The organism is Microbulbifer sp. CAU 1566, assembly GCF_023156515.1.
GTDB lineage: Bacteria > Pseudomonadota > Gammaproteobacteria > Pseudomonadales > Cellvibrionaceae > Microbulbifer.
In genome coordinates, this window is the sequence record NZ_JALNMG010000006.1 from 333635 (window position 1) to 359323 (window position 25689).

A 25689-nucleotide genomic window follows, 5' to 3' on the forward strand; every position below is an offset into this window, starting at 1 on the left:
TGTGCCAAAATTCCCCCTGCTTTGAATACGAATAACCTGAATTGAATAACCCAGTCTGGACCCGGAAATCATGATCCCCGTCATTCTCTGTGGTGGCACCGGCTCGCGCCTGTGGCCGCTGTCCCGCGAAGCCTATCCGAAACAATTCCTGTCCCTCGCCGGCAGCCAGACCATGCTGCAGGCCACGGCGCTGCGCCTGAGTGGCTTGCCTGCGGTGCAGGCGCCGATCCTGGTGTGCAACGAGAATCATCGCTTCGCCGCTGCCGAACAGTTGCAGGAAATTGATCGCGCGGCCCAGTCCATCCTGCTGGAACCCTGTGCGCGCAATACCGCCCCTGCCATTGCCCTGGCAGCGCTGGCTGCGGTGGAGAAGGGTGAGGATCCCCTGTTGCTGGTATTGCCGGCAGATCATGTGGTGGCCGATACCACTGCCTTCCAGCAGGCTGTGATCGCCGCCACTGAGCTGGCCGAAAATGGTCATCTGGTCACTTTCGGCATAGTGCCCACCCGTGCCGAGACCGGCTACGGCTACATCCGCAGTGGCGATTCCCTGGCCTCCGGCTGGAAAGTGGCGGAGTTTGTGGAAAAGCCGGATCAGGCAACTGCGGAAGGCTATCTGGCCAGTGGCCAGTACAACTGGAACAGCGGCATGTTCCTGTTCCGCGCCAGTCGCTATCTGGAAGAGTTGGCGCTGCATCACCCGGAAATTCTCAGTGCCTGTCGCGAAGCCTATAGTGGGGCCGCGCGGGATCTGGACTTCACCCGCATCGACGCCGAGGCCTTCGGGCAGTGTCCGTCGGATTCTGTTGACTACGCGGTAATGGAAAAAACCGAAGCCGCCGCGGTTATTCCCATGCAGGCGGGCTGGAGCGATGTCGGTTCTTGGTCGGCCCTGTGGGAACTGGCGGAGCGGGATGAAAACGACAACCTGTTGCGCGGCGATGTGCTGGCCGAAGACGCCAGCGGCTGTCTGGTACACGGCGGTGACCGCCTCGTCGGAATCCTCGGTGTAAAGGACCTGGTGGTGGTCGACACCGACGACGCCCTGATGGTGGCGGACAAGAGCCGGGTGCAGGAGGTCAAGAAACTGGTGCAGCGCCTGAAGCAGAGCGCGCGCAGCGAGGCGGAAAACCACCGCAAGGTGTTCCGCCCCTGGGGTTACTACGATTCCATCGACGCCGGGCCGCGCTTCCAGGTCAAGCGCATTGTGGTCAAACCCGGTTGCCAGTTGTCTCTGCAGATGCACCATCACCGCGCCGAGCACTGGATAGTCGTGCGCGGTACCGCCATGGTGACCCGCGGTGACGACCAGCTGCTGCTGACCGAGAACGAGTCCACCTTTATCCCGCTGGGGGTGGTACATCGCCTCGAAAATCCGGGCTCTATTCCTCTGGAGCTGATTGAAGTGCAATCCGGCAGCTATCTTGGAGAGGACGATATTGTGCGCTTCGAGGACCAGTACGGGCGCAATTGACGGCTGCTGTTGACCGTCGTATCGCCATAGCCTGGCGCTATTTGGCCCTTAGGTGGCGGGGGATCAACCTCCGCTGCCGCGGCTGCTACAATGCGCTCCGTTTTTCGCTGTGTCCGGAACCTCCGCATGAACTCCACTGAACGCCGCGCCCTTGCCGGCCTCGCCTCCCTTTATGTTTTCCGCATGCTGGGCCTGTTTATGGTGCTGCCGGTGCTGTCGCTCTATGGCGCCGACTATCAGGGCAGCACGCCGGCACTGCTGGGCCTGGCGCTGGGGGCTTACGGGCTCAGCCAGGCACTTCTGCAGATTCCGCTGGGGGTGCTGAGCGATCGCTGGGGGCGCAAGCCGGTCATCTTTGTGGGGTTGCTGGTATTTGCCTTCGGCAGTGTGGTGGCCGCGCTCACCGATTCGGTTTACGGATTGATCGCCGGGCGGATTCTCCAGGGCGCCGGCGCCATTGCCGCGGCCACCATGGCACTGGCGGCGGATTTGACCCGGGATGAGAACCGTGGCAAAGCCATGGCGGTGATCGGAGCCTCCATCGGTGTTGCCTTTGTACTCGCCGTGGTACTGGGGCCTCTGGTCGCCGGTTTTGGCGGTCTCTCGGCCATTTTCTGGCTGACTGCGCTGCTGGCGCTACTGGGTATATTGCTGGTGTGGCGACTGGTGCCGAACCCGCCGGTGGCTGAGCGCCGCGGGCCGCAGCGGGGCGACTTTTCCCGCCTGCTGGCCCAGGGCGATGTGTGGCGGCTGGTGTGCGGTGTCTTCTTCCTGCACCTGCTGTTGACCATGATGTTCGTACCCCTACCGCTGCTACTGGTAGATCAGTTGCACCTCCCCAGTGACCAGCACTGGAAGCTCTACGGCCCGCTGATGCTGGGCGCTTTCATTTTTATGGTGCCGCTGATGCGAATGGCGGAGAAGCGTCACAAGGTGCCGGCAGCCATGCGCCTGGCCCTGCTGGGGCTGATTTTTGGCGGCGTGGCGCTGATGCCGCAGGTACACGGAGCCTGGGTCATCGTTTGTCTGGGAGTATTTTTCCTCGCCTTCAACTTGCTGGAAGCGCTGCTGCCGGCCCAGCTGACCCGAGTGGCACCGGCGGAGTGCCGCGGCGCAGCGACCGGTCTTTACGCCACCCTGCAGTTCCTGGGGGCATTTGCCGGCGGAAGCCTCGGTGGAGTGGTTTACGGGAGCGGCGGCGCGGGCACTGTAGCGACCCTGGCACTGGGCGTTTTGGTGCTCTGGTCGCTGGCCTGGTGGCAGATGCGTGGCACCCGGGTACCGCTTGCCAGCGTCTGATACACCGGCGGTGACGGCCCCCGGGCGAGTGTTGTATGCTGCTGGATAAAAATACACTGTAAGCGGTGCGGGCAGCCTGCTCGGCGATATTCCTGAGTGACTCAGGGGACGTCCGGGGCAAGCCTCCGCGCCGCTTTCCGATTCTGAATTTCAGTAAAACTTTCATTAAATCCAAACATTGAGCAGGTCCGTATGCGTATACCGCATATAGAGGACCGACCGAGAGGAGAGGCATATGGCCAGGGGCGTAAACAAAGTAATTCTGATTGGTAACCTGGGCGGCGACCCGGAAACCCGCTACCTCCCCAGTGGCGGCGCAGTCACCAATGTAACCCTGGCGACTTCTGAAACCTGGAAAGACAAGCAGACGGGCCAGAACCAAGAGCGCACCGAATGGCACCGCGTGGTGTTCTTCAACCGCCTGGCTGAAATCGCCGGTGAATACCTGCGCAAAGGCAGCAAGGTATACCTGGAAGGCTCACTGCGTACCCGCAAGTGGCAGGACAAGCAGTCCGGCCAGGACCGTTACACCACCGAAATCGTCGCCAGCGAAATGCAGATGCTGGATGGCCGCGGTGAACAGGGTAGCGGCGGCTACCAGCAGGGCGGCCAGGGTGGCTACTCCCAGCAAGGCCAGCAAGGTCAGCAGGGTGGTGGTTTTAACCAGGGCGGCGGCTATCAGGACGAGTTTTCCCAGGGCCGTTCCACGCCGTCTCCGATGGCCCCATCCCAGCAGCCGGCCAACAAGCCAGCGGGCAATCAGTCGCCGGCCGGTGGTTTCGATAACAGCTTCGACGACGATATTCCGTTCTAAGGCGAGTCTTCACTTCCATGCATCACACAGGCTACCAGCCGGATACGGTCGCCCTGATCGGCGCCGGCAACGCCATCGACAGTGCCTTGCAAAAGGGCTTGCAACGCGTGGGCTTCCGGGTTCAGTTACTGGGTCCGGAGCAGGTGTCGCAGGTGCGGGCGGGGGCGCTGGTGATCAACGCGGCCAGCTGTGCCGGCAGTGCCCGCAAGGAGCTGGCCCGCGATGTCTGTGACGCATTGGCGCAGGTCTCGTACACTGCGCTGTTGCACCTGTCTTCCTACGCCGTATTTGGCGGCGGTGTGCGCAAGAAAATCCATGAGGACGACGAGCCAAGCCCCGACACAGAGAGCGGCCGTGAGTGGCTCTACTGTGAGCAGCGCCTGGGTGCACTGGAAAATACCAGCATCCTGCGCCTCGGCTGGAAAGTGGACCGCAGCGAGCGGGCCCTGTTGGGGCGGATTGTCTCCGGCCTGCTACAGAGTAAGCCGATCGTGCTGGACGACGTCACTCGGGGTAATCCGGTGACGGTTTCCGATTTGGTGCGGGTTGTGGTGGCGGTGACCCAGCAGCTTGCCAGTGGTGCCCCCCGCTCCGGTGTTTACCATTTTGGTTCTGCGGATACCTGTACCGCGATGGACTTCGGTCGTGAGGTGGTGGATCGGGTGCAGTCTTTGTATGGCGAAGATTTCGCCGCTGAGCTGCTGGCCTTGTCGCCGGCAGCGGCAGACCACTCGTCGGTACTGGCCTGCGAAAAACTGCGGGATGTGTTCGGTATACAGCAGCGCAGTTGGCGCCAGGGGCTGACGCGGCAGGTGGAATTGTGGCTGGAGCGATTGCAGAAAGCGGAAGGCTGAAACGCAATTTGTGCCCAATAAAAAAGGCGAACTGCGTGCAGTTCGCCTTTTTTATTGGTGTGGTCTAAGTCTGTTCGATCTTAAACCTTCCAGCTCCTACACCTTTAACGCTTATACCTTGTCGAAGATCAGGCTGGCGTTGGTGCCACCGAAGCCGAAGCTGTTGGACAGTGCACGGCGCACTTCGGTCTCACGCAGCTCGGTCACCAGGTCGAGGCCTTCGGCCGCTTCGTCCACGGTTTCCACGTTGGCAGAGGCGGCGATAAAGCCATTCTGCATCATCAGCAGGCTGTAAATCGCTTCCTGTACGCCGGCGGCGCCCAGGGAGTGACCGGTGAGGGACTTGGTGGAGGCGAATGCCGGCACTTTGTCGCCGAACACTTCTTTCATTGCACGCAGTTCAGCGACGTCACCTACCGGGGTGGAGGTGCCGTGGGTGTTGATGTAGTCCACACCGCCTTCGAGGCCCTTGCCGTCCATACCTGCCAGCGCCTGCTGCATACAGCGTGCCGCGCCTTCACCGCTGGGGGCCACCATGTCATAACCGTCAGAGGTGGCACCGTAGCCCACCAGTTCGGCGATGATGTTGGCTCCACGGGCTTTGGCGTGCTCGTACTCTTCCAGAACCACACAGCCGCCACCGCCGGCAATTACGAAACCGTCGCGATTGGCGTCATAGGGGCGGGAAGCGGTGGTCGGGGCATCGTTGTACTTGGAGGAGAGGGCACCCATGGCGTCAAACAGGTGGGTCAGACTCCAGGCCAGTTCCTCACCGCCGCCGGCAAATACGATGTCCTGTTTACCCATCTGGATCAGCTCGGCACCGTTGCCGATGCAGTGCGCCGAGGTGGCGCAGGCCGAGGAGATGGAGTAGTTCACGCCCTTGATCTTGAACGGGGTGGCAAGACACGCGGATACGGTGCTGCCCATCACCTGGGGCACGCGGTAGGCGCCGACGCGACGAACACCCTTGGTTTTGAGGATATTCGCAGATTCAATGATCGCCGCGGTGGAGGTGCCGCCAGAGCCCATGACCAGACCGGTGCGTGGGTTGGAGATTTCTGACTCTTCGAGGCCGGCCATTTTGATGGCTTCGGCCATGGAAACGTAGGCGTAAGCGGCGGAATCGCCCATGAAGCGCAGGTGCTTGCGGTCGATGTGTTCCTTGAAATCGATATCGACGACACCGGCGATCTGGCTGCGCAGACCCAGCTCGGCGTACTCATCCATGTAACGGATGCCGCTGCGGCCGGCTTTCAGGGAGGCCAGCACTTCCTCGGTATTGTTGCCGATGCAGGAAGTGATGCCCATTCCGGTAATGACTACCCGGCGCATAGTGATCTCCAATAAAACGTATAGAGTGAATTGTTATTTTTTTATATGACAGTGTCTTGTTTGACCGACAGACGGATTAAAAGTTGTCTGTACGGGTAAACAAGCCAACGCGCAGATCCTTGGCAGTGTAAATCTCGCGACCGTCAACAGATACAGAGCCATTGCCAATACCCATCACCAGCTTGCGCTCTACCAGGCGGCTCATCTGGATATGGTAAGTGACTTTCTTGTTGGTCGGTAGAATCTGGCCGGTGAACTTCACCTCGCCACAACCGAGGGCGCGACCGCGGCCGGGGTTGCCTTTCCACGCCAGGAAGTAACCCAGCAACTGCCACATGGCGTCGAGGCCAAGGCAGCCGGGCATGACCGGATCGCCGGGGAAGTGGCAGTCGAAGAACCACAGGTCCGGAGTGATATCCAGTTCGGCAATCAGCTCCCCTTTGCCGAACTCACCGCCGTCTTTGGCAATATGGGTGATGCGATCCAGCATCAGCATGTTGGGGGCGGGCAGCTGGGCATTGCCCGGGCCGAACATTTCACCGCGGCCACAGGCCAGAAGTTCTTCGCGGGTGTAGCTGCTTTTTTGAACGAAATTACTCATTGGGTCCCCGATTTTGGGCATTCTTTACACGAGCCGGCATTCTAAGGGCTAAGGATAGCTTGTCCAGTCGGTCATAAGCCTTTTTGTGACTGGAATTGTCTCAATTAACCCTTGACCCTCTGTGTATAGCGCGAAACGTCGGGCTTTGGGCGGCTCTGGCCGCCGGTCTTCAGGCTGGACTGATTCTTGCCTCATTTTTGTGATAAGTTGCTGAAATTCGGCGCCGGAGAGCGCCGATTCAGTATTTTAATGAGGGGGAGCAATGCTCAAAAAATGTCTTTTTCCGGTGGCCGGGTACGGAACCCGCTTCCTGCCGGCAACCAAGGCAATGCCCAAAGAAATGTTGCCTCTGGTGAACAAGCCGTTGGTGCAATACGGGGTAGAGGAGGCCATCGAGGCCGGCCTTACCGAGATCGGCTTCGTCACCGGGCGCGGCAAACGCGCTATTGAAGACCATTTTGATACCAACTTTGAGCTGGAGCACCAGATCGCCGGTACCGGCAAGGAACGCTACCTCGACTCTGTGCGCGAGGTGATCGATACCGCCAGTTTCTCCTATACCCGCCAGGGCGAGATGCGCGGGCTTGGCGATGCCATCCTGCAGGGGCAGCGTCTTATCGGCGACGAGGCGTTTGCGGTAGTGCTCGCGGACGACCTGTGCCTGAATGAAGAGCTGGGTGTTCTCGGCCAGATGGTGCAACTCTACAAGCAATTCCGTTGCAGTATTGTGGCGGTAGAAGAAGTGCCCGAGGACCAGATTCACAAATTTGGCGTAATTGCCGGCAATGAAATCAAGCCGGGCCTGTACCAGGTCACGGACATGGTGGAAAAGCCCAAGGCGGAAGAGGCGCCGAGCAATATGGCGATCATTGGTCGCTATATTCTGACGCCGGATATATTCGACCTGATCCGCGAGACCCCGCCAGGAAAAAATGGCGAGGTGCAGATTACCGATGCGCTGCTGACGCAGGCTCAACGCGGTTGCGTTCTTGCGTATAAATTCAAGGGTCGCCGTTTTGACTGCGGCTCCGTCGACGGCTTTATCGAAGCCACCAACCACGTTTACCAAAATGTTTATTTGCCCGGAGAAAAAGGCTGATATGTCTGAATTAACCTGTTTTAAAGCCTACGATCTTCGCGGCCGTGTGCCCGACGAACTGAACGTTGATGTGGCCTACCGTGTCGGCCGCGCGTTTGCCCAGTTTCTGGATGCCCGCCGCGTTGTGGTGGGTCATGATATCCGCCTCACCAGCAGTGAATTGACCGATGCCCTGGCCAACGGCCTGCGCGACGCCGGTGCCGATGTTTTCCATATTGGCGAGTGCGGCACCGAGGAAATTTACTTCTCCACATTCCACGGCGACTTCGATGGTGGCATCTGCGTGACCGCGAGCCACAACCCCATGGATTACAACGGCATGAAGTTTGTGCGCACCGGCTCCCGTCCCATCAGTGGCGATACCGGTTTGCTCGACATCAAGCGCCTGGCAGAAGAAAACAACTTCCCGGCAGTGGAAAAGCGTGGCGAACTGCACACCTTTGCCCACCGCGACGATTTCGTGAAGCACCTGCTGGGCTATGTCAATGTGTCCGAGCTGAAGCCGCTCAAGCTGGTCGTCAACGCCGGTAACGGTGGTGCCGGCTCTGTAGTGGATGCGCTGGCGCCGAGCCTGCCGTTCGAATTTGTGCGCGTACACCACGAGCCAGATGGCAACTTCCCCAACGGTATCCCCAACCCGATCCTGCCGGAAAACCGCGAGTCTACTGCCATCGCCGTGCGCGAGAGCGGTGCGGACTTCGGTATCGCTTGGGATGGCGACTTCGACCGCTGTTTCTTCTTTGACGAAAGCGGCGAGTTCATCGAGGGCTATTACGTGGTTGGCCTGCTGGCGGAAGCCTTCCTGGCGAAGCACCCGGGTGCCAATGTGGTGCACGATCCACGCCTGACCTGGAACACCGAAGATATCGTCAAGGCCGCGGGCGGTGCGCCGGTACAGAGCAAAACCGGCCATGCCTTCATCAAGGAGCGCATGCGCAAGGAAGACGCCATCTACGGTGGCGAGATGAGCGCGCACCACTATTTCCGCGATTTCGCCTACTGCGACAGTGGCATGATTCCCTGGTTGCTGGTGGCGGAGCTGGTAAGCCGCAGTGGCAAATCTCTGTCACAACTGGTGGGTGAGCGTATGGCCGCTTTCCCATGCAGTGGCGAGATCAACTCCAAAGTGGCAGACCCGAAAGCACTGCTGGCCGCAGCAGAAGAAAAATATGCAGCTGGTGCCAACAGCGTCGAGCACGTAGACGGCCTGAGCATTGCCTTCGACGACTGGCGGTTTAACCTGCGCATGTCCAACACCGAGCCGGTTGTGCGCCTGAATGTCGAGTCCCGTGGGGATGAGACTCTGATGAAGGCCAAGACCGATGAGTTACTCGGCCTGATTCGCGGTTGATATTGATACTGTGGGTGGGCGTTTCCCGCCCACAGTTTCTCCGCTTGTTCTTTTCTTTTTAGTAATTCCGCTGTTAAGTCCTACCGATCTTCCGCAGTTTTCCCATTTTTCACTCTCACGTGGCAGTCTGTGAGTTTTGTAACAGTTTCGGCTCTCCTGTCGCTAGAATCCTATTTGTTGTTTAAGCTTGGATGTGCATTCTATATCCGAGAATATTCATGAATTCGATCCGTTCTGTATTGTTTCTTCCGGTTATTTTGTTTGTCGTTTTTTGTGGATTTGTTTCCGCCGGGCTGTTTATTCCCGGCTTTCTAGAATTTGTGGGCGGACTCGATGGGATAATTCTGCCCACGATAATTATGCTGGGCATAAGTTTATGGATGGCAGCGTCCTTTCGGCGTCGTCGGGTTTTTTCGGTATCTGTGGACCTGGTGCGCATCCAGATTGCGTTGATAGTGTCAGCCTACGTATTTCGCGGTGAAGAATTTAATTTTGTGTTATTCGTGTTTTTGGCTGCGATTGTAGGTTTGTTTTTGCTTCGTCAGGGAAGAGTGTGGCTGTCCTCCGAGCGACAGCTCTACGGATATAGTGGGGAAGTGTTACACCGCGCAATGCAACGTTTGGCGGATAGCGGAAAAATTATCCAGATATCGAGTTCGTCACAAGAAATTCAGGGGCGATTTGTCACTGGGACCCCGGACGGTAGCGTAAATAGAGATCTATCGGGCAGAGAAATTGAGTTTCGGCTGAATTTCGATAAAACGCCTATACCCACCTTAAGTATGTGGGGGCCGAATGCACCGGTGTATGCTCGTGCACTGCTCGTTGAGCTTGACGCGGAACTGGAGTCCTCTGGAGCTATCGAGAATTATGTCTTTTCGTGGCGGGTGCCCGTTTTGCTCGCCGCTCCTTGGTTGATCGGTATTATGTGGGCGGTTCTCTAACAGGGCCCCCAAAAAAAAAGCCCCGGGATCGCTCCGGGGCTTTCTTTTCACTCGGGAAAGTGGGAGATCTATTTGTTACGCTGAATCGAAAATTCCGCTAACTGCTGCAATGCAGTCTTGTGCTCACCATCCGGCAAAAATTCCAGTTTTTCCAGGGCGAGTTCCACTTCTTTTCTGGCGCGATCGAAGGTGTAGTCCAGCGCACCGCACTCCTCAATTGCTGCAACAATTTCTGTGAGCTTCTCCGCGCTTTTCTGTTCAATCGCTTCACGTACCAGTGTGGCCTGTTCTGTAGTGCCATTCGCCATCGCATAAATCAGTGGCAGGGTAGGCTTGCCTTCGGCCAGGTCGTCGCCCACATTCTTGCCCAGCTCCTCGGAGTTGCCGCGGTAGTCGAGGGCATCGTCTACCAGCTGGAAGGCGGAGCCGAGGTGGCGGCCGTAGAGTTTGAGGGACTGGCGCTGTTCTTCCGTGCAGTCGGCCAGTACTGCGGCAGTTTCGCAGGCGGCTTCAAACAGAGCGCCGGTCTTCTTGTGGATAACCGCAAGGTAGTTGGCTTCCGTGACCGCCGGATCACCGGCATTCACCAATTGCTGTACCTCGCCCTCGGCGATGGTGTTGGTGGTGTCGGAGAGGATGGACATGATGTCCATATCCTTCAGGGCAACCATCATCTGGAAGGCTCGGGAATAGAGGAAGTCGCCCACCAGTACCGCCGGCGCGTTGCCCCACTGGGCGTTGGCGGTGATGCGGCCGCGGCGCATATCCGAGGTGTCTACCACGTCGTCGTGCAGCAGGGTGGCGGTGTGGATGAACTCGATGATGGTGGCCAGGTCTATGTGGTTCTCGCCCTGGTAGCCGGCGGCGCGGGCGCAGAGCAGCACCAGCAGCGGGCGCAGGCGCTTGCCCCCAGCCTCGACCAGGTAGTGCCCAATGTTCTCCACCAGCGGAACGTCGGAATGCAGTTGATCGATGATACGTTGATTGACGGCCGCAAAATCGTCGGCGGCTACCTGGTGGAAAGGCAACATTCAGGGTTCCTTATACTGCGCTTATTTTCTCTCAGGGCGGCAAGCCTAGCGGTTTTGGCCCCGGGCGGAAAGGCGTGAAGTGGGACAGCCTGCCCGAAAAACGCACTATTGTATCAATCGTGCGAATTGATTAGAATCTGCGCCCCGCTCAAACCGGGCCTATCCCTCATGGGAGCCGCCGGAGTCGGGGAAACAGTGTTAATCAACACGGCGCAAGCTCCCAAAATGCTGGCTAACCGGTCATTAGTTTGGCCTGCCGCTGCTTCGTGTCGTCCATTTTGTTGGAGCATAGAAATATGTACGCAGTTATTGAAAGCGGTGGCAAACAGCACCGTGTAGAAGAAGGCGAAGTTCTGCGCCTGGAAAAAATCGAAGTAGCAACCGGTGAATCTATCGATTTCGATAAGGTCCTGATGGTTGTGAACGGCGACGCTATCAACATCGGTGCGCCGGTTGTTGAAGGTGCCAAAGTGACTGCAGAAGTGCTGAGCCACGGCCGCGGCGAGAAGGTGAAAATCATCAAGTTCCGTCGTCGTAAGCACTCCATGAAGCGTCAGGGCCACCGTCAGTGGTACACCGAAGTTAAAATCACTGGCATCAAAGGCTAATCACCAGGTAACAGAAGAGGAGTAACTACTCATGGCACATAAGAAAGCTGGCGGTAGTACGCGCAACGGGCGCGATTCTGAAAGTAAACGCCTGGGCGTTAAGCGCTTTGGCGGTCAAGCTGTCTCTGCAGGCAGCATCATCGTTCGTCAGCGTGGCACCAAGTTCCACGCTGGTGTAAACGTTGGTATGGGCAAAGACCACACTCTGTTCGCTACTGCCGATGGCGTAGTGAAGTTTGAGGTCAAGGGTGCCAATAACCGCAAGTTTGTTTCCATCGAAACAGCCTAAGCGGTCATAGCGTCCGATAAAAAGCCCCGCAATTGCGGGGCTTTTTTGTATCTTGCCCCCTTTTTTTGTATTGATCTTGGGCAAATTACACTGAAGACCGGTCAACCCGGTAAGTAGAGCCATGAAATTTGTAGATGAGGCGCCGATTTCGGTGCAGGCCGGCAACGGCGGTAAGGGATGTTTGAGCTTTCGTCGCGAGAAATTTGTCGCCAAGGGTGGTCCCGATGGCGGTGACGGCGGCGATGGCGGCTCCGTGTATCTGGTGGCTGATGAGTCACTGAATACCCTGGTGGATTACCGCTACCAGCCGAATTACCGCGCGCAAAGTGGTGAACCCGGCCGCGGGCGCAACTGTACCGGTGCCAAAGGTGAAGAGCTCGAGCTGAAGGTGCCTGTGGGTACCACCGCCATTGATGTGGATACCGGGGAGACCCTGGGGGATCTGCTGGTGGCGGGTGAGCGTTTGCTGGTAGCTCAGGGCGGCTGGCACGGGCTGGGTAATACCCGCTTCAAGTCCAGTACCAATCGCGCGCCGCGTCAGACCACGCCCGGCAGTGAGGGTGAAAGCCGCAACCTCAAGTTGGAACTGAAAGTGCTGGCCGACGTGGGCATGCTGGGGCTGCCCAATGCGGGCAAATCCACGTTTATTCGCGCCGTGTCTGCGGCCAAGCCGAAAGTGGCGAATTACCCCTTTACCACCTTGGTACCGAACCTGGGTGTGGTGCAGGTGCAGAAGTATCGCAGCTTTGTCATTGCGGACATCCCTGGTCTGATCGAAGGGGCGGCGGAAGGTGCCGGTCTGGGTATCCGCTTCCTCAAGCACCTTACCCGCTGCCGGGTACTGCTGCACCTGGTGGATCTGGCGCCGTTTGACGGTTCTGATCCGGTGCAGAATGCGCTGGCGATCGAGCGTGAGCTGGAAGCCTTCAGTCCCACCCTGGCCGGGCGTGAGCGCTGGCTGGTGCTGAACAAGACTGACTTGGTGCCGGCAGACGAGCTGGAAGAGCGCTGTCAGTCCATCGTGAATGCCCTTGGTTGGCAGGGACCGGTGTTCCGGGTGGCGGCGATTCGCGGCGAGGGCACCGATGTACTCAGCGGGCAGCTGATGGATTACCTGGAAGAGGTCAAGCATCAGGAAGAGCTGGATGGTGAGCTGTTCGAGGCCGAGCAGGAAGCTCAGCGGCAGATGCAGCGCGAGGCGCGGGAGCGCATCGAAGCGCAGCGCCAGGCACAGCGTGCCAAGCGCAAAGCGGCGAAAGAATCTGACGAGGATGATGAAGATTGGGACGACGATGACTACGACGTGGATGTAGAATATCGCCCCTGAATCAGGCGTCTCTTTAGTTGATTGTTTTGTTGAGGCGCGTTTTTACAAGAGGAAGAAATGGATTCTATCTCGTCGCGCCAGCAACTCTCTTCCAGCAAGCGCTGGGTTATCAAAATTGGCAGCGCACTGCTGACCGATAATGGCCGCGGAGTCAACCGCGCGGCTATCCAGAACTGGGCGGGTCAGATCAGTGCCCTGCGTCGGCAGGGCATCGAGGTGCTGCTGGTATCCTCTGGCGCTGTCGCTGCGGGTATGGATCGTCTCGGCTGGCGCAAGCGGCCGGAGTCGATCCACCAGCTGCAGGCGGCCGCCGCTATCGGCCAGAGTCATCTGGTGCAGGTGTACGAGCATGCCTTTGGCCAGTACGACTGCCGCACCGCTCAGATCCTGCTGGATCACGACGACCTCTCCAACCGCACCCGCTACCTGAATGCCCGCAGTACCCTCAAGACCCTGCTATCTCTGGGGGCGGTGCCCATCATCAATGAAAATGACACGGTGGTCACCGACGAAATCCGCTTTGGCGACAATGACACCCTGGGCGCCCTGGTGGCCAATCTGGTGGAGGCGGATGTTCTGTTGATTCTCACCGATGCCGATGGCTTGTTCACTGAAGATCCCCGCGACAATCCTGCGGCGGAGCTGGTGCGCGAGGCAACGGCGACGGATCCCCGGCTGGTGGCGATGGCGGGCGGTTCCCGCAGTGGTCTCGGCCGCGGCGGAATGGCGACCAAAGTGCGCGCGGCCCAGCTGGCGGCGCGCTCCGGGGCGCGCACGGTCATTGTCGGCGGCAGTGCGGACCTGGTTATCGAGCGGGTTGTGGCCGGTGAGGATCTGGGGACCCTGCTGCTGCCGGAGGCGGATCCGCTGACGGCGCGCAAGCGCTGGCTTGCGGGCCAGCTGCAGGTGCGCGGCCGGCTGCATCTGGACGCCGGTGCCGAGCGGGCGCTGCGCAATCAGGGGAAAAGCCTGTTGCCGGTCGGGGTGGTGAAAATGGATGGGCGTTTTCACCGCGGTGAGCTGGTGAGTTGTATCAATGCGGCAGGCGAGGAAATTGCCCGGGGGTTGGTGAATTACGATAGTTCCGAGGCGCTGAAAATCTGCGGTCAACCCTCAGATCGAATTGTCGATTTGCTGGGTTACCGGGACGACGATGAGCTGATTCACCGGGATAATCTGATACTGCTTTCCTGAGGTTGCCCGCAGGGCGTCAGGCATCACCGGGCGCCAGCTGGTAGGTATGAATCAGCAGGCACAAAATAAGCAGACACAAAAAAGCCCCGCCATGGCGGGGCTTTTTCATGCTCAGAACAAGCAGCGGCTTAGGCCGCCAGCTTTTTGATCTGGGCGTTCAGGCGGCTCTTATGACGAGCAGCCTTGTTTTTGTGAATGATGCCTTTGTCAGCCATGCGGTCGATAACCGGCACTGCCGCGGTGTAGGCGGTCTTGGCTTTTTCTGCATCACCTGCATCGATGGCCGCAACTACCTTTTTGATGTAGGTGCGCACCATGGAGCGCAGGCTGGCGTTGTGGTTGCGGCGCTTTTCGTTTTGGCGCGCGCGTTTCTTCGCTTGAGGTGAATTGGCCACCGGTTGCTCCTGTCTGGAATCAATAAAACTCGAACTTCGGGCCGGGGGCCCGTTTGGGACGCGACATTATCCCCAGCGTTGGTTGTTTGTCAACCGCTTGCGCCAGCAGTTTGTGACCGCTGCGGACACGGACGTTGCTAGCGATGTAGCGTCAGGGCGCTAGCGGGGAAGCGTCAGGGTAAACGTCACTCCCTGGCGGTCTTCCCGGTTGGCTGCATTCAGCTGGCCACCGTGAAAATCCGCAATCAACCGCGCGATATGCAGTCCCAATCCCAGGTGGCCGGCCTTGCCGCCGTCATCGCGGACAGAGACCAGGGAGTCGAACAGTTTCTGGCCGAACCCCTCGGGCAACAGGGGGCCGTCATTGCTGACGGAAACCCGGTATTCCCGCTTGCTCTCGCTGGCGCTGACGGTGATCTGGCTACCGTCGGGGGCAAAGCTCACCGCGTTGTCGATCAGCTTGTCCAGCAACTGTGCCAGCAGCTCCGGGGCACCGTGGTAGTGGAGCTGTGCCGGCGGCGGTGGTGTCTGCTGCAGCTCGAACCTGTGGTGGGGGTGGGCATCGGCGTAGCTCTGGGTCAGGAGCTGCAGCAGGTCGGCGAGGTCGAAGTCCTCCCGTTCCGCCTGGCTGATGCTGGCCTCCAGGTGTGTTGCTGCCGACAGGGCATTGAGGATGGAAGACAGGCGCGCGCCGCCGTCGGCCGCGCGCTCGGCGTAGCGTCGGCTGTCGCTGTCCAGTTCGCCGGCGCTCAGGTTGTCCAGGGATGAGCGCACCACCGCCAGCGGAGTACGCAGTTCGTGGGACAGTTTGCCCGCCAGGCTGCGCAGGTACTGGTGGTAGTGGTCCAGCTCCGCCAGCAGGCTGGCGAAGGCCCGGTTCAGGGCGCCCAGCTCGTCGTTAACAAAGGGTTGTGGAAAGTCTCCCCGCAGGCGGCCGCTCGTATCCACCGCGTTTCGGGCGGCCCGGTGCAGGCGCCGGATGCGCCAGGATAACCAGCTGGCATAGCCGAGCAGCAGTAACAGCACCAGTCCGGCGGCACCGGCGGTGGTTAGCCACAGGCGCCGGGCGGCGGACTCGGTGAGGGATTGCAGGGCACTGGCAGACTGCGCCGCAATCACCCGCCCCAACAGCGGCCGTTCGATAATGTCGTCGGCGCGGGTGACTACCGGCACGCTGACCGCACCGATGCGATCATCGCCGGCGTTGGCTTCGTCTGCTGCCCGGAACCACTGGCCGGCGGTGTCCCGGTTTTGGGTCAGGGAGTCCGGGTACTGGCGCGGTAGCGGCGGTAACTGGTCGGTAGTGAGGATCTGGCGGTAGAGCCAGTCCAGCAGCCAGTGGCGCTCGCCGGAAGAATCTGACGTTTCCCGCTCTTCGGCAAAGTCAGTGCCGCTGCTGGCCAGTACAAACCCCTCTTTGTCGACCACCGTCAGCTGCAGCTCCGGGCGCGCGAAATGATTCAGTTCCTGCTGCAGATCGCGCAGGGGCTCCACCAGTATGCCGGGGCGCCCGTCTGCGGGCAGGGTGCTGGTGTGGCGCGCTGCTTCTCCGCCGTCGCTGCGGATACGATCTTCCACCGCGATCGCCAGTTCGCCATCGGTGAGGTCGAAGGGCATGGAGAGCTCCAGCTGGTAGCCCCGGGGGGCGGCGGTCCAGCGCCCGCGAATGCGCAGTTCGCGCTCGTATTCGCCGCGGCGGGGGTTGTACCAGAGGGCGCGCACCGGGCCTTGGCTGGCGACAGGCAGGGTGTACTGCTGGCGGGCGGTGTACAGCTGCACCGTGTCGCCGCTGGAAATGTCACTACTGCGGGGATCGTGGTAGCTGGGGCTGCGATCTTTGGCGGTCAACAGCAGGTATATCTGGCTGCCATTTCTGCCCAGGGTGACCTGGGCCAGGGGCTTGCCGTCTTGGTCCAAGAGCTGTCGCGGGGGCAATGCCAGTCCCCGCCACTCTTCTCCGTAGCCGTCCAGTACCGGCGCCTGGGGCAGGGGGTTCAGGTACAGCTGGGCGCCCGGTGGACGGCCGGTTCGCCTGGGGTCCGGTGCGATCAGCTCGGGGGCGCTGGCGAGGCGTGCGGCAATGGCGTTACCGGTGGCTTCCAGGGTCTGCATCTGGCCCTGGCTCAGGGCCTTGTCCACCTGGCGCAGATACTGGCAACCCGCCCAGGGCAGGGCCAGGGTGCAGAGGCTGAGCAGTATGAGTTGGCGGCGCAGTTTCACAGGGAAGGCTTCAATGGGTGAGTTTCAGTGGGTGTAGATGTGCTTAAAGTTGTGGGTGTGCTTAAACCTGCCAGCGATAGCCCATGCCGTAGGCAGTGCTGATGGCGTCAAAATTACCGTCAATGGTCTGGAACTTGCGCCGTATGCGCTTCACATGGGAGGTAATGGTGTTGTCATCCAGTACCACCCGCGCGGCTTCCATCAGCTGGCTGCGGGATTTGACGTGCCCGGGGCGCTTGGCCAGTGCGTGCACAATCCAGAATTCCGTCACCGTCAGGTCGACGGCTTCCCCCTGCCAGTGGCAGTGCAGTCGCGATACGTCGAGGGTCAGGTCGCCCTGGGTGAGGGTTTCGCTGTCATCCCCCTGGGATTGCATCACGCTCACCCGGCGCAGCAGGGCGCTGATGCGGGCCTGCATATGGGGCAGGGAGATGTCTTTGGTTAGGTAGTCGTCGGCGCCGAGGCGCAGACCGGAGATGATGTCGAGTTCCGAATCCCGCGCCGTGAGGAACAGGATCGGCAGGGTGGGCGCCATGGCGCGCAGTTCCCGACACAGGTCGAAGCCGCCCTCGATTTCTGCACCCAGCCCCACATCGATGACCGCCAGGTCCGGCAGGCGCTGACGGAAGGCCTCCAGGGCCTGTGGGCGCGTGTGGTAAAGGTTTACCTGATAGCCGGTGCGGCGCAGGGCGTCGCGGTAGTTTTCGGCGATGGCAATTTCGTCTTCGACAATGGCGATGGTAGGGCTGGTCATGGGGTTTCCGGCACCGTTATTGGCATTTTATCTGGCGGAAAATCATGCCCGAAGCGGAGCTGGCTGGCAAAGTGTGCCTGCTGGCCGATGGCCCGGGAGTCATTAAAAAGCGCGCGGCATACTGGATGCGGCGCGCAAGGCTAAATGTTACAGGGCTGGAGAATAGAGCTTGCCGAGAGTCGTCCGAGACCGGTTGCCGCTTTTGCAGAGCGGCAACCGGTCACGTGTGTGGAAAGCGGCTGGAACGGGTGGCGTTAGAAGGCGCCGGCCACGGATTCCGGGGTGCCGAAGTGGATGTCCACGCGGCGCTCCAGGGCATAGGCGTCCGCGTCGCCCTTTGGAGCTTTGGATTGGCTGGCACCCAGGGCGCGGCGCTCGATACGCTCGGGGGCCACACCGTAAGCTTCCAGGGCGCGCTGTACACTCAGGGCGCGCTGGTCGGAAAGTACATTGTTGTAACCGTCGCTGCCGCGGGGGTCGGAGTGGCCCTCCAGGTAAACCTGCAATTGCGGGTGGCGGTTGAGGAAGTCGGCCATAGCGGCGACATGACGCTCCTGGGCTTCCTGAAGCTGGTCGTCACCGGTGGTGAACAGCATCTGGAACTCGAGGCTATCCAGCGCCAGCTCCTGAGCATCGTTGGCGGACAGTCGCGCCGCGTCCAGTTGTTGTGCCAGGTTGCCCATTTCTGCGCGGCTTTCCGTCAATTGAGTTGCGAGCATGTCGGCCTCTTCTGCTTGCTTGATCTGTTCGCCCAGCCAGGCTCCACCGAGGGCCCCGGCGATAAAGCCAATCGGGCCACCTACGGCGGCGCCCGCAACTGCGGCGCCGGTGAATACAGTGGCCTGTTTGGCCGGGGTCAGGGCTGAGCCCTGGAATTCTTTGTCGGTGTCAGTGGCGGCCGTGGCAACGTTGCTCAGGGTCAGGGTGTTCAGGGCCAGGCTGCTCAGGGTTACTGCCAATACCATCTTTTTCATGATCGTGTTCCTTGCGATTTGAGGTTTGAAATGACTGCTCTTTGGTTCCGGCCGGGTTGCGTTCCCGCCTCGGTTGATAGTCATTTAACCCCCGCAAGGAGGCACTGGCGTGGCGCCAGTGGGGCAAATTCCGCAGCAATTATGGCGAATTGTGGCGGTGTGCCCTGTGATTCAGTTCAGCCTACGGCAATCTTTAATGCCCGGGCTGCTTCTGGACCCGATTCCTTTAGCCTCTTTTTCCGCCGCATAGTTCCGAAAACAGTTCCGAAAAACAGTTCCGCTAGTCCGTTCTGCAAGGCCTGCGTCGCCAGGCTAGCTCTGCTGGCGGCGGTAGCGGCGGTCCCGGGGCTGGTCGATTCGTACCCTCACTCTCTGTGGCCGCGGGCCCAAGGCAACCACGGCATACAGGATCACCGCTAGAATCAGTGCAATAATCAGTGCGTTGATGGTCATTCCATTCCTCCTCTATGGCCGCCATTCCCTGCAGGGCTCGTCAACTGCTTAACCTCAGTATAGTTCCACCTTGCGCCAACCGTAGCGTGCTGTTTCGGTTGGTGCAGGTCGGCGTAGATGGCGGTGGGGGTGGATTGCGGTAGACTTGCCGGCCATCATCACCCCGCGATTTATTCTTCCGTCAGTTATCAGGAACCAGGGACGTGGCAGAACCACCTTCGGAGCAGGATCAGGCCGAGGCACCGCCACCGGCGGCGCCGGCAACACCCGCAGCGCAAGTTACGAAAGATAGTCCCCAGCGGGGATTGTTGCGCGGAACTTCCGTGGTCGGTGGTGCCACTTTGTTGTCCCGGGTTATGGGTTTGGCGCGGGACATGGTATTTGCCCGGCTGACCGGTGCCAGTGACGCCGCCGACGCCTTTTTTGTAGCCTTTAAGATCCCCAATTTTTTCCGCCGCCTGTTTGCTGAGGGCGCTTTCTCCCAGGCGTTCGTACCGGTGCTGGCAGAATACCGCCAGAGGGGCGGCTTGGCAGCGGTGAAAGAGCTGAATGACCGGGTGGCCGGTGCCCTCGGTGGCGCGTTACTGATGGTTACTCTGTTCGGCGTACTCTGCGCACCGCTGGTGGCCGGTATTTTTACCCCCGGTTGGTGGTGGGGGGGCAATGAGCCGCAAAAGTTCGCAATGGCTACGGATATGCTGCGCATCACCTTTCCGTATCTGATGCTGATATCCCTCACTGGCTTTGCCGGTGCCATCTTCAACAGCTTCGATCGCTTCGCGATACCCGCTCTGACGCCGGTGTTGCTGAACCTGGTGCTGATCGGGGCGGCCACCATTGCCGCCAACTGGTTTGAGCCCCAGGTCATGGCCCTGGCCTGGGGGGTACTGGCGGCAGGGGTGGTGCAGCTGTTGTTCCAGATCCCCTTTCTCATCAGTCAGGGACTGTTGCCTAGGCCACGCTGGGACTGGCAGTACCCAGGTGTGCGCAAAATTCTGCGCCTGATGGCGCCTGCCATTTTTGGCGTGTCGGTCACCCAAATCAGCCTGGTGCTGGATACGGTGCTGGCCTCCTTCCTGCCCACCGGGTCGGTAACCTGGCTCTACTTCTCCGATCGCTTGGTTGAGCTGCCTCTCGGGGTGTTCGGAGTAGCCGTTGCCACGGTGATCCTGCCCAACCTGTCCAGGTTGCACGCCGGCGGCGATCCGCAGCGCTTTCGTCACACCATTGACTGGGCCCTGCGCAGTGTCACCCTGATTGCCCTACCGGCGGCGGTAGCGCTGTTTGTGCTGGCTGAACCGCTGCTCACGGTGCTCTTCCAGTACGGCAATATGACACCGCGGGACATGGAAATGGCGGCCTGGTCACTGCGGGCCTATACCTTCGGCCTGTTGTTTTTCATGCTGATCAAGGTACTGGCGCCGGGTTATTTTGCGCGCCAGGACACGACGACACCGGTACGCTTCGGCCTGATTGCCATTGGTTCCAAGATGATCCTGAGCCTGGCGCTGGTCATACCGCTACACATTTACTTCCAGCTCGGCCATATGGGGCTCGCCGCAGCCACCGCCGGGCAGGCGGCGATCAACGCCTGGCTGCTCTATCGCGGGCTGCGCCAGGGCGGCGTTTACGCCCCGGAGCCCGGTTGGAAGGCCTACCTGATGCGCCTGCTGCTGGCGAATCTGGCGATGGCCGCGGTATTGCTGGCGACATTGCACTACTGGCCGGCGTGGCACGAATGGCCCTGGTGGCAGCGCGCCTGGCGCATGGGGGCGCTGGTGGCAGCCGGTGGCGCCACCTACGGCTTGATCCTGCTGGCCAGTGGCTTGCGGCCAAGGCATTTTCGGGCCACATCGTGAAGCCAAAATCCGTTATACTGCGTCGCTTGATTTTGCAAGACCGACAAAGGGTGAGTGAAGCACTGTGACCGAGCAACGGGAGCTGATTCGCGGGTTGCACAACCTGCGGCCGGGCCACCGGGAATGTGTGGCGACCATCGGGTCTTTCGATGGCGTGCATCTGGGGCATCAGGCGATTATCAGCCAGTTGCGTGCGCGCGCTGCAGAGCGCAAGCTGCCGTCGGTAGCAATCATTTTTGAGCCGCAGCCCCACGAGTACTTCTCCGGCGAAAAGGCCCCCGCGCGGCTGATGCGCTTCAAGGAAAAGGTACTGGCACTGTTCGACGCCGGCGTTGATCGCGTTCTGTGTCTGCAGTTCAACGAGCGCCTGCGCAGTCTGGGTGCCGAGGCATTCATCCAGCAGGTACTGGTGGACGGACTGAGCGTGCGCCACCTTGTAGTAGGTGACGACTTCCGCTTCGGCTGCGACCGCAGCGGCGATTACCGCCTGCTGCAAAAAGCCGGCGCTGATACGGGCTTTACCGTGGAAGACACCGCTACCCTGGAGATTGCCGGCGAACGGGTGAGCAGTACGCGTATCCGTGAGGCACTGCAAAATGCGGACTTTGCTCTGGCGGAGCAGTTGCTGGGTAAACCTTACCGGATTACCGGCCTGGTGGCCCGCGGCCGTGCGCTTGGTCGCCAGCTGGGGGCGCCCACTGCCAATGTGCGCCTGCACCGCTATCGCTCGCCGCTGGTGGGTGTGTATACGGTGACGGCGAAACGCACCGACGGCAGCCCGATGTCTGGCAGCCGTATGGAAGTGGCGGGTGTGGCCAATGTGGGTTTTCGTCCCACGGTAGAGGGCGAGGGTGCAAAGCCGCTGCTGGAAGTGCATTTGTTCGACTTCAGTGGCGACCTTTATGGCCGCGAAATCGCAGTAACTTTCTGCCACAAGCTGCGCGATGAAGAGAAGTTTGAGTCTTTGGAAATACTCAAACAGAAAATCGCGGAAGACATCGAAAATGCGAAGGCTTGGTTTGCTCATCGCAAACCAGATTGAGCAAAAAAAAATTACCCCTTTGTATCTGACGTAGTACAGCTCGCAGATGCGAAGGCAGAGCACCGGGTACGGACTTTCAGGAGCGTCGGCGACAGGGACGTCGCCGCCGCAGCGCCCAGGGATGGGTTCACAGCGGTCCTGAAAGTCCGTACCCGGTGCTCTGCCGCCACGGAACCAGCTCCAACGGAGCCCGGAGCTTAACAGCAGAGCTCTGATTTGAGTTCAGTGGCGCCGGAGCACTGGGTATCAGGTTTCAAAAACGCTGCAAGTACATCCCTGTAAGCTCCGTCGGCGACGTCCCTGTCGCCGACGGTTTTGAAACCTGATCCCCAGCACTCCCGCTTAAATTTCCAGTTTTGGGCTCCGTAAGCCTTTCGAGGTTTGAGTGCAAAGCGCAATCAACAATTTAAAACCCCGAGCTACAACTGAAGTAGATAGCCAATGACCGATTACAAAGCGACCCTGAATCTGCCCGAAACCGACTTCCCCATGCGCGGCAATCTGCCCCAGCGGGAGCCGGCGATTCTGAAAAAATGGCAAGAAGGCAAGCTCTACGAAAAAATTCGTGAAGCCCGTGCGGGCCGCGAACAGTTTATCCTGCACGATGGCCCTCCCTACGCCAACGGCGATATTCATATCGGTCATTCGGTTAACAAAATTCTGAAAGACATCATCGTCAAATCGAAAACCCTCAGTGGCTTCGATGCCCCCTACGTGCCCGGTTGGGACTGCCACGGCCTGCCCATCGAACACAAAGTGGAACAGAAAGTCGGCAAGGCCGGCGTCAAAGTCGATCACAAAACCTTCCGCCAGAAGTGTCGTGAGTACGCGGCCAAGCAGGTGGATGGCCAGAAGAAAGATTTTATCCGTCTAGGTGTATTCGGTGAGTGGGACAACCCCTATCGCACCATGGACTATCAGTTTGAAGGCGACATCATCCGTGCCCTCGGCCGCGTGGTGAAAAACGGTCACCTGTCCCGTGGATTCAAGCCGGTTTACTGGAGCGTTGTGGGTGGCTCAGCGCTGGCGGAAGCGGAAGTGGAGTATCAGGACAAAACCTCCTTCTCCATCTACGTAAAATACCCGGTTACCGATGAAACCGCGTTGGCCATCGCCGATGCCGCCGGTGGCCATGCCGGTGATGGCCAGCTGTCTGTCGTTATCTGGACCACTACCCCCTGGACCCTGCCGTCTTCCCAGGCAGTTTCCGTACATGCGGACCTGGAGTACGTCGTAGTGCAGGTGGGCGAAGAGCGCCTGCTGGTTGCGGCAGAACTGAAAGATGCGGTGCTGGAAGCTGCGGGTGTAAGTGGTGAAGTGGTCGGTCGCATTCACGGCGCCGCGCTGGAGCACCTGAAGGTAAACCACCCCTTCTACGAAAAACAGCTGCCGCTGATCCTGGCAGACCACGTCACTACCGATGCCGGTACCGGCTGTGTGCACACAGCGCCGGACCACGGTCCCGACGACTTCAATGTGGGCAAGCGCTACGGCATAGAAACCCTGAATTATGTGGACGACAACGGCGTTTACCGCGATACAGTGCCGCTGTTTGCGGGCGAGCATGTGTATAAGGTGGACGGCAAGATTGTCGAGCTGCTGGAAGAAAAGGGCGTGTTGTTGCACCAGGACAAACTGGTCCACAGCTACCCCCATTGCTGGCGCACCAAAACCCCGCTGATCTATCGCGCTACGCCGCAGTGGTTTATCAGCATGCAGCAGAACGATCTGCTGGATCACGCCCAGAAGGCAGCGGATGAAGTTGAGTGGATCCCCGGCTGGGGCAAGGCGCGTATCGATTCCATGCTGGATGCCAGCCCGGACTGGTGTATCTCACGCCAGCGCACCTGGGGCGTGCCCATTGCGCTGTTCGTGCATAAAGAAACCCACGAAATCCACCCGGAAACCCCGGCGCTGATGGACAAGGTTGCCGAACTGGTGGATCAGGGCGGCATGGATGTATGGTTCGACCTGGATGCCAAAGCGCTGCTTGGTGACGATGCCGACAACTACCAGAAAGTCACCGATACCCTGGATGTGTGGTTCGATTCCGGTGTAACCCACTACGCGGTGCTGGAGCGTCGCGATGGTCTGCGTTTCCCGGCGGACCTGTATCTGGAAGGCTCCGACCAGCACCGCGGCTGGTTCCAGTCCTCCCTGAAAACTTCCATCGCCATTAATGATTGTGCGCCCTACAAGCAGGTATTGACTCACGGTTTCACCGTGGACGCTCAGGGCCGCAAAATGTCCAAGTCCATCGGTAATACGGTGGCGCCCCAGGATGTGATCAACAAGCTGGGCGCGGACGTTCTGCGTCTGTGGGTATCCGCCACCGATTTCAGTGGCGAGATGGCGGTGTCCGACGAAATCCTTAAGCGTACCGCGGATTCCTATCGTCGCCTGCGCAATACCGCGCGCTTCTTCCTGTCGAACCTCGCGGGCTTCGAACCGGAGAAAGATCTGTTGCCGGTGGAAGACATGCTGGCACTGGATCGTTGGGCGTTGGATCAGGCGGCCAGGCTGCAACAGGAAATCATTAGCGCTTACGATCGTTACCAGTTCCACCAGATCTACCAGAAGCTACATAACTTCTGCGTGGTGGAAATGGGTGGCTTCTATCTGGATATCATCAAGGATCGTCAGTACACCACCCAAGCTGATAGTGTCGCCCGCCGCTCCGCGCAGACGGCGCTGTACCACATCGTGCAGGCTTTTGTGCGCTGGGTAGCGCCAATCCTGAGCTTCACTGCCGAAGAGCTGTGGCAGTTTGTACCGGGTGCCAAAAGTGAAAGCATACTGCTGGAAGAGTGGTACCAGTTCCCGGCGCTGCCGGCGGAATCCCTGATGGATGCCGAATACTGGGATGCCATCGCGGATGTGAAAACTGCAGTGAACAAGGTACTGGAAGAGCAGCGCGGCGCGGGCAACATCGGCGGTTCTCTGCAAGCCTCTGTCACCCTGTTCGCCGATCCCGGTTTGCAGGAAAAACTGGATGCGCTGAAAGATGAGCTACGTTTTGTGCTGATCTGTTCTTCCACTTCCGTGCAGCCGATTTCCGATGCCGCCGGTGCGGAAGAAACTGAACTGGCCGGCCTGCGGGTTGCCGTACACAAAGTGGATGCGCCCAAATGTGGCCGCTGCTGGCACTACCGTGAAGATGTGGGTAGCAACAGTGAGCACCCGGAACTCTGCGGCCGCTGTGTAGACAATGTCAGTGGTGAAGGTGAGGTGCGTCACTATGCCTAACACCTTGGGGCATAAAGTCCTGGGCGCCCCTGGGCGCTGGTATCTGCTGGCGCTGCTGGTCATTCTGGCCGATATCGCCACCAAGGTATGGGCGGTCGACAAGTTTATGTACGGCCCGGCATTACAGATCATTCCCGGGTTTCTGCAGTTTACCTATGCAGAAAACTACGGTGCAGCCTTCAGTTTTCTCGCCGACGCCGGCGGCTGGCAGCGCTGGTTTTTTGGCGTTATCGCGCTCGTGTTCAGTGCGGTGGTGATTGTTTGGATATGGCGCCTGCCCGCGGTGAAGCGCTGGGAACCGATGGCACTGGCATTCATTCTTGGCGGAGCCCTGGGTAACCTGTGGGATCGTATTTTGCTGGGCTATGTGCGGGATTTTATTTCCGTTTATTACGGAAGCTGGCACTTCCCGGTATTCAATATTGCCGATGTTGCCATCTCCGTGGGCGCGGCCATGCTGGTCATCGAATTGTTGTTTTTCAAGGATCGCAGCGACGATTCTCCTGAGAAAAGTGCAGAAGTTTAA

The 25689-nt window shown here is 59.6% G+C and carries 23 protein-coding genes; 15 read left to right on the plus strand and 8 right to left on the minus strand.

Annotation, left to right across the window (positions count from 1 at the left end; genetic code table 11):
• Positions 1-70 precede the first annotated feature (70 nt).
• The 4 genes from M0G74_RS15890 to M0G74_RS15905 all read left to right on the plus strand — a co-directional run bounded on the left by M0G74_RS15890 (position 71) and on the right by M0G74_RS15905 (position 4441).
• Positions 71-1474: a mannose-1-phosphate guanylyltransferase/mannose-6-phosphate isomerase gene (locus tag M0G74_RS15890; protein ID WP_248219428.1), complete on the plus strand. Its 1404-nt coding sequence runs from the start codon at positions 71-73 to the stop codon at positions 1472-1474.
• A gap of 126 nt (positions 1475-1600) precedes the next feature.
• Positions 1601-2773 carry an MFS transporter gene (locus tag M0G74_RS15895; protein ID WP_248219432.1) on the plus strand — a complete coding sequence of 391 codons (1173 nt, stop codon included), beginning with the start codon at positions 1601-1603 and terminating at the stop codon, positions 2771-2773.
• A gap of 235 nt (positions 2774-3008) precedes the next feature.
• Positions 3009-3587 (plus strand): single-stranded DNA-binding protein, encoded by a 579-nt coding sequence (ssb, locus tag M0G74_RS15900; protein WP_248219435.1) that lies wholly within the window; start codon positions 3009-3011, stop codon positions 3585-3587.
• Between the two features lie 17 nt (positions 3588-3604).
• A complete protein-coding gene (locus M0G74_RS15905; RefSeq protein ID WP_248219438.1) occupies positions 3605-4441 on the plus strand; it encodes a sugar nucleotide-binding protein in 837 nt (278 codons plus the stop codon).
• Positions 4442-4552: 111 nt separating this feature from the next.
• On the opposite strand, the gene fabB is transcribed toward M0G74_RS15905, so the two are convergent.
• A complete protein-coding gene (fabB, locus tag M0G74_RS15910; RefSeq protein ID WP_160154525.1) occupies positions 4553-5776 on the minus strand; it encodes a beta-ketoacyl-ACP synthase I in 1224 nt (407 codons plus the stop codon).
• Between the two features lie 76 nt (positions 5777-5852).
• The gene (fabA, locus tag M0G74_RS15915; protein ID WP_105103213.1) at positions 5853-6377 is read right to left on the minus strand and encodes a 3-hydroxyacyl-[acyl-carrier-protein] dehydratase FabA; all 525 of its coding nucleotides are present in this window, start codon (positions 6375-6377) and stop codon (positions 5853-5855) included.
• 262 nt (positions 6378-6639) lie between these two features.
• Between fabA and galU the strand changes: the two genes are divergently transcribed.
• The 3 genes from galU (at position 6640) to M0G74_RS15930 (ending at position 9771) form a co-directional block, all read left to right on the plus strand.
• Positions 6640-7476, plus strand: coding sequence for a UTP--glucose-1-phosphate uridylyltransferase GalU (gene galU, locus M0G74_RS15920; protein WP_160154524.1), 837 nt, complete (start codon positions 6640-6642; stop codon positions 7474-7476).
• 1 nt (position 7477) lies between these two features.
• On the plus strand, positions 7478-8827 hold the full coding sequence (locus M0G74_RS15925) for a phosphomannomutase (RefSeq protein WP_248219440.1): 1350 nt from the start codon (positions 7478-7480) through the stop codon (positions 8825-8827).
• 218 nt (positions 8828-9045) lie between these two features.
• Positions 9046-9771: a hypothetical protein gene (locus tag M0G74_RS15930; RefSeq protein ID WP_248219443.1), complete on the plus strand. Its 726-nt coding sequence runs from the start codon at positions 9046-9048 to the stop codon at positions 9769-9771.
• Between the two features lie 68 nt (positions 9772-9839).
• Here M0G74_RS15930 and ispB read toward each other — a convergent pair whose 3' ends face one another.
• On the minus strand, positions 9840-10802 hold the full coding sequence (gene ispB / locus M0G74_RS15935; protein ID WP_248219446.1) for an octaprenyl diphosphate synthase: 963 nt from the start codon (positions 10800-10802) through the stop codon (positions 9840-9842).
• A 296-nt stretch (positions 10803-11098) separates the two neighbouring features.
• On the opposite strand from ispB, the gene rplU reads away from it, so the two are divergent.
• The 4 genes from rplU to proB all read left to right on the plus strand — a co-directional run bounded on the left by rplU (position 11099) and on the right by proB (position 14220).
• Positions 11099-11410, plus strand: coding sequence for a 50S ribosomal protein L21 (gene rplU, locus M0G74_RS15940; RefSeq protein WP_160154521.1), 312 nt, complete (start codon positions 11099-11101; stop codon positions 11408-11410).
• 31 nt (positions 11411-11441) lie between these two features.
• On the plus strand, positions 11442-11699 hold the full coding sequence (rpmA, locus tag M0G74_RS15945) for a 50S ribosomal protein L27 (protein ID WP_010132157.1): 258 nt from the start codon (positions 11442-11444) through the stop codon (positions 11697-11699).
• A gap of 121 nt (positions 11700-11820) precedes the next feature.
• Positions 11821-13026 carry an Obg family GTPase CgtA gene (gene cgtA / locus M0G74_RS15950; RefSeq protein WP_248219448.1) on the plus strand — a complete coding sequence of 402 codons (1206 nt, stop codon included), beginning with the start codon at positions 11821-11823 and terminating at the stop codon, positions 13024-13026.
• 57 nt (positions 13027-13083) lie between these two features.
• Positions 13084-14220, plus strand: a complete 1137-nt coding sequence (gene proB, locus M0G74_RS15955; RefSeq protein ID WP_248219450.1) for a glutamate 5-kinase — start codon at positions 13084-13086, stop codon at positions 14218-14220.
• A gap of 128 nt (positions 14221-14348) precedes the next feature.
• Here proB and rpsT read toward each other — a convergent pair whose 3' ends face one another.
• From rpsT to M0G74_RS15980, 5 genes are all read right to left on the minus strand, one after another.
• Positions 14349-14615 carry a 30S ribosomal protein S20 gene (rpsT, locus tag M0G74_RS15960; protein ID WP_160154518.1) on the minus strand — a complete coding sequence of 89 codons (267 nt, stop codon included), beginning with the start codon at positions 14613-14615 and terminating at the stop codon, positions 14349-14351.
• Positions 14616-14774: 159 nt separating this feature from the next.
• Positions 14775-16835, minus strand: a complete 2061-nt coding sequence (locus M0G74_RS15965) for an ATP-binding protein (RefSeq protein WP_248219453.1) — start codon at positions 16833-16835, stop codon at positions 14775-14777.
• A 61-nt stretch (positions 16836-16896) separates the two neighbouring features.
• The gene (gene pdsR, locus M0G74_RS15970) at positions 16897-17589 is read right to left on the minus strand and encodes a proteobacterial dedicated sortase system response regulator (protein WP_248219454.1); all 693 of its coding nucleotides are present in this window, start codon (positions 17587-17589) and stop codon (positions 16897-16899) included.
• 254 nt (positions 17590-17843) lie between these two features.
• On the minus strand, positions 17844-18563 hold the full coding sequence (locus tag M0G74_RS15975) for an OmpA family protein (protein WP_248219458.1): 720 nt from the start codon (positions 18561-18563) through the stop codon (positions 17844-17846).
• A gap of 312 nt (positions 18564-18875) precedes the next feature.
• A complete protein-coding gene (locus tag M0G74_RS15980) occupies positions 18876-19016 on the minus strand; it encodes a hypothetical protein (RefSeq protein WP_248219462.1) in 141 nt (46 codons plus the stop codon).
• Positions 19017-19321: 305 nt separating this feature from the next.
• On the opposite strand from M0G74_RS15980, the gene murJ reads away from it, so the two are divergent.
• The 4 genes from murJ to lspA all read left to right on the plus strand — a co-directional run bounded on the left by murJ (position 19322) and on the right by lspA (position 25689).
• Positions 19322-20875: a murein biosynthesis integral membrane protein MurJ gene (gene murJ / locus M0G74_RS15985; RefSeq protein WP_282450270.1), complete on the plus strand. Its 1554-nt coding sequence runs from the start codon at positions 19322-19324 to the stop codon at positions 20873-20875.
• 64 nt (positions 20876-20939) lie between these two features.
• Positions 20940-21917, plus strand: a complete 978-nt coding sequence (gene ribF / locus M0G74_RS15990) for a bifunctional riboflavin kinase/FAD synthetase (RefSeq protein WP_248219465.1) — start codon at positions 20940-20942, stop codon at positions 21915-21917.
• A 441-nt stretch (positions 21918-22358) separates the two neighbouring features.
• Complete coding sequence (gene ileS / locus M0G74_RS15995; protein WP_248219468.1) at positions 22359-25163, plus strand: isoleucine--tRNA ligase; 2805 nt, start codon at positions 22359-22361, stop codon at positions 25161-25163.
• Positions 25156-25689, plus strand: coding sequence for a signal peptidase II (gene lspA / locus M0G74_RS16000; protein WP_248219470.1), 534 nt, complete (start codon positions 25156-25158; stop codon positions 25687-25689). The genes ileS and lspA overlap by 8 nt, the downstream gene beginning before the upstream one ends.